Origin of the sequence: Halorubrum sp. GN11_10-6_MGM (assembly GCF_005435165.1) — an archaeon.
In the GTDB taxonomy this organism is placed as follows: domain Archaea; phylum Halobacteriota; class Halobacteria; order Halobacteriales; family Haloferacaceae; genus Halorubrum.
In genome coordinates this window covers 1-1,155 of the sequence record NZ_SGUC01000077.1, presented here as the reverse complement: position 1 = coordinate 1,155, position 1,155 = coordinate 1, and the positions used below count along the sequence as shown (strand labels likewise).

Sequence of the window (1,155 nt, the reverse complement as noted above, 5' to 3'; positions counted from 1 at the left end):
AGATGAGGCAGTACGAGTCGTTCCAGAACGACTCGCCCCACAGTTCGGTCTTCAGTTCATCCTCGTATTCGTTCCGAATACGTCGGGCAGTCGCGCCCTTGACAGTATTGATGAATTTCACGAGGTCCGTAGTTGGTTTCGCTCGGAACAGGATGTGAACGTGGTCGTCCTCGCCGTCGAGGTTCGTCAGTTCGACACCGTAGTTGTCCGTGAACCCGCTGATGACCTCGTGGATGAATTGGGTTCGCTCCTCGGTTAGCACTCCGCGGCGATACTTTGTGGTGAGTATCAGGTGGTAGTGCAGGGAAAACGTCGAGTGTGCACCCGAGTCGAGATCGTACTCCATTAGGTTCGGCCAATATTATGCTACCCTACTGCAAAAACGTTGCGACTGTGTGCGCCTGTAGGCCTGCAACCGTAGAGTGTATGAGAACCGTGCGGCGCTGTATCTCCTCCCTGCTCGCGCCTCCCGTTCGGTCGTCGCTCGCTGAGGAAGGGGGCTTAGCGCCTACTTTCAGCTAAAACGTCGCGCTCGGCTGGAAACGTTCACAAGTATCCAGTGTAGCTTGGCGCAACAATTCTTCACAGTGGGTGCCAATACACCGACGATGGCGGACGAAATAGATATCCCAACCGAGCCGCGGGCTGCGGTCGACGCACTCGCGACCCATCTGACCGCGACCGCAGATCGCCCGGTACCGCCAGCGACGAACCGATGGCTCGGAGAGGCTGAAGCCGTTGCCCGCGATGCTACTAGTGACGATCTTGACACGCAAACCAGACAGAAACGGGTTCGGCAAGTTGCTACACTGCTTGAGTCAGCTGACGAAACGGGCGATATGGTCGCCGACCGCCACATCGAAGCAGCGATCGAGTGCTGTCGAGTCGTTCTCGCTAACGAGTGACGATGATACTGTTCCTACGAAATAGACCTCCGCTACATGTTAAATTCTAGGCTCTGTTGAAATCCTCTTCTTCAGACATATTTCTATCTGAAACAGCCGTAAGATCTCTCTTGCGAGCTGTTCTATAAATTCGTTCCAGAACTATCAAAGATTAATAAGTGATGGGTAACAGAAGTGGGATATGGAAAAGCATCCGCAACCGCAGCGAGGGACGAACGGAGATGTGATCTGGCACCGAGTCGGAGCATTC

At 54.3% G+C, this 1,155-nt stretch carries 1 protein-coding gene; it reads right to left on the bottom strand.

Translation table 11 applies throughout. The features are described 5' to 3' along the window. Positions 1-346 (bottom strand): IS200/IS605-like element ISHmu6 family transposase (gene tnpA / locus EXE46_RS16135; protein WP_137689355.1); only part of this gene is annotated, 346 nt, incomplete at its 3' end. Positions 347-1,155 lie beyond the last annotated feature (809 nt).